The sequence below is a fragment of the Schlesneria sp. genome, assembly GCF_036405755.1.
GTDB classification, from domain to species: Bacteria; Planctomycetota; Planctomycetia; order Planctomycetales; family Planctomycetaceae; genus Schlesneria; species Schlesneria sphaerica.
In genome coordinates this window covers 1-5588 of the sequence record NZ_DASWWZ010000625.1, presented here as the reverse complement: position 1 = coordinate 5588, position 5588 = coordinate 1, and the positions used below count along the sequence as shown (strand labels likewise).

At 56.8% G+C, this 5588-nt stretch carries 4 protein-coding genes; 2 read left to right on the top strand and 2 right to left on the bottom strand.

Annotated elements, in window-relative coordinates:
* On the top strand, positions 1-844 hold an 844-nt coding region (locus VGE80_RS20800; protein ID WP_440593985.1), incomplete at its 5' end, for a TolB family protein.
* 28 nt (positions 845-872) lie between these two features.
* On the top strand, positions 873-1871 hold the full coding sequence (locus tag VGE80_RS20795; protein ID WP_440593984.1) for a hypothetical protein: 999 nt from the start codon (positions 873-875) through the stop codon (positions 1869-1871).
* Between the two features lie 305 nt (positions 1872-2176).
* Here the strand turns inward: VGE80_RS20795 and xylA are convergent, their stop codons facing one another.
* Both xylA and VGE80_RS20785 read right to left on the bottom strand, forming a co-directional pair.
* The gene (gene xylA / locus VGE80_RS20790) at positions 2177-3487 is read right to left on the bottom strand and encodes a xylose isomerase (protein ID WP_373649475.1); all 1311 of its coding nucleotides are present in this window, start codon (positions 3485-3487) and stop codon (positions 2177-2179) included.
* Between the two features lie 458 nt (positions 3488-3945).
* Positions 3946-5588: hypothetical protein (locus VGE80_RS20785; RefSeq protein ID WP_440593983.1), on the bottom strand; the 1643-nt coding region annotated here is incomplete at its 5' end.

Below are 5588 nucleotides of genomic sequence, written 5' to 3'. Positions count from 1 at the left end.
TCCAAAGGAGTACATCTATCGGCGCAAGACTCCTGACGAATTCTTTGTGTTGAATGAGGACGGAACCGGGTGGGAGTCGCTTTTTCGGTTCGAAGGGCATTTTGCCTGTGGTTCTGTTGCAGTCTCGCCGGATGGCAAATGGATGGCCTTCGATTCCTGGCCGGACATTAATCAGGCCGGATCGGCGATCTTTGTGAAGGAACTGCAGGGGGGCGAGCCGCGGATGATCGTTTCAGGAATGATGCCGACCTGGTCAAAGGATGGCAGGTTTCTCACCTGTTCTCGAAACGAGCCGACCTACGGAGTCTGGATTCTTGAGGTCACCGGGGACCAGCGAGAGCACCTTTGCCAGGGATGGGGGGCTCAATGGTCACCTGATGGGAAGTCGATCGCCTTCAGCGAAGGGACGACGATTAAAGCGTTCGATATCATTAAGGATGATTTTCGGAACATCGTTAATGGTGAGGAGAACGGCTATCAGCAGATTTACTGGAATATGGCTTGGTCACCCGACGGTGAGCGGCTTTGTTTTAAAGGAGTCAAGCCGGACGGTACGCAGGAAGTAGCAACGGTCAGCACTGCTGATGACAAGCCCGTAATCAAAGTTCATCACTCGGTGAAAGGAACCGCTGTGAATGCGGATTTCGCCTGGCACCCGCGTGGAGATCGAGTTGTCTTCGCGATGTTCTGTAAGGAACGGGGACATACGCAGCTCTATGAATTCAATCCAGGAAACGGCGATCCTCCGGTTTTGCTGAAGGGGCAGGATGAAACTCGCAATAATAGCGATAGTTGCTGGACGCCCGACGGAAAGAAGCTGATCGTCGTTAGTGGTGATTATTAGTCGTCTCCAGCACCCCACTGATACGCGATTGACAACGTTTGCAGGACGGGTCATCGTCAATCAAGTTGTTGAAACGATGGGCGAATTCTCAACTCGGCAAGAGGCTCTTATGTATCGCTGGTCGCCAGGCTCGAAGCTGTTGTCGCGGGGAACTTTATTTCTGATCTGCGCGCTCTGTGCGACAAGCGCGGTCGCTCAAGAGAAGCCTCAGAAAATCCCCAACGAGTTCTTCGTGTTGAACGAGGACGGCACGGGCTGGAAATCGCTCTATCGATTCCCGGGGGGCAACGCGAATGGCTCTGTCAGTGTGTCACCAGATGGGAAAGCGATTGCTTTCGATTCCTGGCCGGGGGAGAAGATGCGAGAATCTTCCATCTATATTAAGGAACTGGAAGGGGGGGAACCCCGGAAACTCTGTTCGGGCATGATGCCGACGTGGTCGAAAGAGGGGCGGTTTCTGACTTGCTCACGGTATGAACCCGTTCGCGGTGTGTGGCTCATCGAAATCGACGGCGAAGAACGGGAGCATCTCTGCCCGGGGTGGGGGGCTCAATGGTCTCCGGATGGTCGCAAGATCGCCTTCAGTGAAGGTGCGGCGGTGTCAGTCTTTGATATCGTCAAAGACGAGTTTCAAACCATCCTCGAAGCCGGGCAAAGCCCTTACCGGCGAGTCTTTTTTAATATGACATGGTCACCCGATTCAGAGCAGATCTGCCTGAAAGGGGTCAAGCGCGACGGGACCGAAGAGATCGCGACCTTACGAAGCGTGGGTGGTAAGCCTGTCCTGAAAGTTCATCATTCCGTGAATGTGGAAGTTCACCCTGATTTCGCGTGGCATCCCAAAGGGGATCGTATCGTGTGTGCGATCTTCTGCCCCGAACGCGGCGTGACGCAGCTGTACGACTTCAATCCCGAGAAGGACGATCCTCCCCAACTGGTGAAGGGACAGGACGAAACCCGCAATAACACTGATACCACATGGACGCATGATGGAAAGACGTTGATTGTCGTCAGCGGTGATTTCTAGATGAGCGTGCTCGATTGCGCTCGGGTGCCCGGAAAGAGGAATTGCATCCCAGGCAAGGACGAGCGTGATCAAAGTCTTCAGGGGTTGCCCGGATAGGTTGCACAGCTCTCCGGGCCTCGTGTGTGAAGCCCCAGAGGCTCACAACCCGAACTCAGGATTATCGAGTCAGGATGTGAAGTGCCCCGAAAAGGATTGATCTCATTCGTGGCAGCCCCCCAGAGGGACATATGGAAAAGAGCCCTGCTTCGGAGAAGACTCCGAAACAGGGGCAGTTTTACAATGGTGATGCCAATCGCTTCGTTCGATCAGATGAACTGATTGATGATGTTTTCCAGCAGTTCCTGTCGGCCTGACTCGTTCGGTTCGAGCTTGTCCTTGCCCAGCACGTATTTTTCGAGCGATTCGAAGCTGGCTTTTCCTGCTTCGATCTCGGCCCCGATTCCTGAATCGAAGCTGCGGTAGCGGTTCTTGACGAAGTCTTTCAGAGCCCCATCCTTGCGGATCGCTGCCGCAATTTTGGCCCCGCGTGCGAACGCGTCGATCGCGCCGATGTGAGCGTGGAAGAGATCGACGGGTTCGAAGCTTTCCCGCCGGACTTTGGCATCAAAGTTGACTCCACCCGGAGCGATTCCACCTTGCTCCAGAATGACCAGCATACACTGCGTTGTCAGGTAGATATCGGTGGGGAACTGGTCGGTGTCCCAGCCCAGCAGCATATCTCCTGTGTTGGCATCGATGCTTCCCAGTGCACCCTGAATACGGGCGTACTCAAGTTCGTGCATCATGGTATGGCCAGCCAGTGTGGCATGGTTCGTTTCGATGTTCAGTTTGACGTGATCGAGCAGTCCGTACGAACGACAGAAGTTCAGGCACGCGGCCGCGTCGAAGTCGTACTGATGCTTTGTCGGCTCTTTCGGCTTGGGCTCGAACAGGAACTGTCCTTTGAAGCCGATCTGTTTGGCGTAGTCGACCGCCATGTGCATGAATCTGGCCAGGTGATCCAGTTCTCGCTTCATGTCGGTGTTGAACAGGTTGTGGTAACCCTCGCGGCCACCCCAGAAGACATAGTTCGCACCACCCAGTTCATGGGTGACTTCCATCGCTTTCTTCACCTGTGCTGCCGCGTAGGCGAAGACGTCTGCGTTGCAGGTGGTCGCGGCGCCGTGCATGAAGCGCGGGTGTGAGAACATGTTCGCTGTTCCCCACAACAGCTTGATGCCGGTTCGCTCTTGTGCCTCTTTCAGTGCCTTGGCAACGATGTCCAGATTCTTGTTGGACTGGGCGAGCGTAGCTCCTTCCGGTGCGACGTCCCGATCATGGAAGGCATAGAAGGGGCAGCCGAGCTTTTCGATGAACTCGAAAGCGACGTCGACCCGCTTCACGGCGTTCTCGACCGAATCCGAACCATCGTCCCAGGGACGCTGCAATGTGGCCGAGCCGAACGGATCGCTTCCCGTGCCGCGGAAAGTATGCCAGTAGCAAACGGTATAACGCAGCAGGTCTTTCAGCTTCTGGCCTTCGACGACCTCTTCCGGGTTGTAGTGCTTGTAAGCGAGCGGGTTCCGGCTGGTTGGGCCTTCGTATTCGATCTTGGGAACATCTGGAAAATAGGCCATGGTTTCACACGCTCGATCGGGAAGGTTGATTGGAAACAGGAGAATTGCCCCGCAGTGTATCGAAGCCGAAAGAAGCTCGCAAAGGCCGACCCCGGACGAATCTCGCTGGCCATGTCTGTTGACTCTCTCATTACGCGTCTGGGGGAAAGTTGCGCGTCTGCGGAAAAGGTGCGACTGGCACTGCCATTCGTATTTCAGGGGTCTTTACGCGGGCGTGCTCCATCGCCGCGAAGCCGCGACTGTCCGACGGGGGCGATGTATGAAACTCTGACGGCGGCCCCCTGCAACGCCGAATATGTCGGCGCAGGGGGGAATCGTCCTGTCGCTCGAGACGGAGGATTCCCCCTCAGACTTCCTCGCACGGCATCCCTACCGCTTTGCATCCGTTCTCGGAAGCTGGCGTGACTGAACTTCCGCGGTAACCGATGCGCTTGCCGATGGCAATCGGACAGGGGCCATCAGGAACCGGGGGATGGTTCCGGGAATTCGGCCTCTGATTTCTGAGAACTGACCAGACCGGCGATCAGGCCGCGGCAGAGCGAAGTTTTTTCCGTGTTCTGGGGCACCTGTGAGATCTGGCTCCAGATCAGATCTGCCTGACCATTCTGAGCTCCCAGTGCGGCTGCCAGGCGGTAGCACTCTTCGCGGATCACCATATCGTCCAGCTTGGAGATAAACTGGAAAGCGAGAGGCAGGTTGTCCATTGTCGGGAGCAGCGACGCCGTCCGAAGCAGAATGTCTTCACGGCGACTGTTCCGGTTATCAATGGTTTGTACAAACTGGACCGCACGGTTGACGTCCGTTTTCAGGAGTTCATTGAACTCAATGAAAGGGGGGCGGGGTGGGACGGGCTGGTTGGAACGGAGTCCCCAGGCGCCGAGAATGGCTTTCTCTTCCGGGGTCCCCTTCAGCCCTTCGATCAATTCACCGGGCAGTTGGGTCGCGAACAGGTTCTCACGACGATTCACATCGTCTGCCGTCGACCGTGTGCTGACGACAACCCACACTTTGTGATAGAGCCCGACTCCTGCGCCACACAGTCGAGAGAGCAGGGTTGTTTCGGTTTGAAGTTTCTGTTCGGCGGCGCGCACGATCTCGGCGAGTGCACGCTTGTAGTTACTGGCTGTTGTCCGTGCTTCATCATCGGACTTCAGTCGAAGTTCCGATTTGAGGAAGCTTTGCAGTCCAGTATTACCCATGCGATCGGTCTCTTCCTGTCGCTGCTGTGCTGCGGCGAACGTGGGAGCCGTCGCGCGAATGTACGTCAGGGCCAGATCGAGTGACTGTTCTGCATCCGCAACGGTGTCGGCCGACTGAGCCTGCACGAATGCGATTTGCGTCGCCGCGATCGCTGCCTGAATCAACGGGTCGGGGGGAGGCAGATCGCGAGCAAATCGCTGCGTGTTTTTCACATTCGGCATCGTCGGTTCTGGTGGTGGCGTGACCGTTGACAGTTTTTCCAGAGCCAGCTTCACGGCTGCCGCGGCCCCTTCCTGATCCTTCGCCAGGACACGTCCGCAACCGGCCCGTGCCCAGACGCGGGCTGCAAACGAAGGTGGCAGGCCCTCGATGGCTTTGGCGATTACTCCGTTCGGATCCACTTCACCCTTCGACGCCGTGGTGCGGGCGATGTGTTCGGCCCAGATGGCCAGGCATTCGGCTTTGGCTTCGTCGGTTTTCTGCGCACTGGCCCAGGCAATCGCAGCATCCATTTCTCCACGATTCAACAGCGACGCGGTGGCGGCCACCGCCTGCGGGAATTCCCAGGGCAGGATGAAGAATGCGTCAGACAACCGAGAGACTCGTCCGTCCATCGCAATTTGCAGTCGCGCGGCCAATTGCGCTTCGCTCTCGGAAGACTGGAATGTCGACAACATGTTCAGTGCGTCCGGGATTCGCCCTGCAGCCACCTGAGCGGCAATCAGCCGGCCGACGATTTCGAGTCGGGTCCGACCAAACTTGGGGATCTTGGGAACCTCGGAAAGCGCGTTGTTGAGTCGGGTCGTGGCCGCTTTCTTGTCACCCGCGGCGAAGTCGGCCCAGAAGAGGTCGAGCAGCGGGATAATGCGATAGTACGTGACAGCGGAACCGACCTTGACCA